Below are 486 nucleotides of genomic sequence, written 5' to 3'. Positions count from 1 at the left end.
AATAACCATGATCACGGAAATATGAAAAGGCTGTTGTTGGGGAATATTAATGCTTGTTTGAGCAAGATGTATTCGAATACGTTCAGCAATCATAAAAGCTTCAGCTTTGTCTACATTGGCTAAAAGAACGACAAATTCCTCGCCACCATGTCGACAAAATAAGTCTTCATTTCTTAAGTTTTCTTTTACAAGCTCTGCAAATTTTTTAAGAACGATATCTCCAGCATAATGACCATAGCCATCATTGAGATTTTTGAAGTGATCTATATCTAACATAAGTAAGCATGCTTGTTTATATTTTTTATTGCTTAATAGTCGTTCACTGAGTTTAATAAAACTTCGACGATTCATGGTTTCAGTTAAAGTGTCATGATTTGCGAGATAATAAACCTCTTTAAAAAGTAATTTACGATTTTGACTAATAATACATAGAATAATAGTCGCTAAACCAAGAATGGCTAAACCTATGCGAATAGATGTAATTTC

Annotated in this window: 1 protein-coding gene; it reads right to left on the bottom strand. The window is 32.1% G+C overall.

Going from position 1 to position 486, the window contains the following annotated elements; translation table 11 throughout:
• Nucleotides 1-486, bottom strand: a 486-nt coding sequence (locus A6M14_RS00865; protein WP_152872889.1) for a GGDEF domain-containing protein, incomplete at both ends; no start/stop codon positions are given.

The sequence above is a fragment of the Acinetobacter portensis genome (assembly GCF_009372215.1).
GTDB lineage: Bacteria > Pseudomonadota > Gammaproteobacteria > Pseudomonadales > Moraxellaceae > Acinetobacter > Acinetobacter portensis.
The sequence above is the reverse complement of the archived record's forward strand: the minus strand, read 5'-3'. Positions and strand labels throughout refer to the sequence as shown.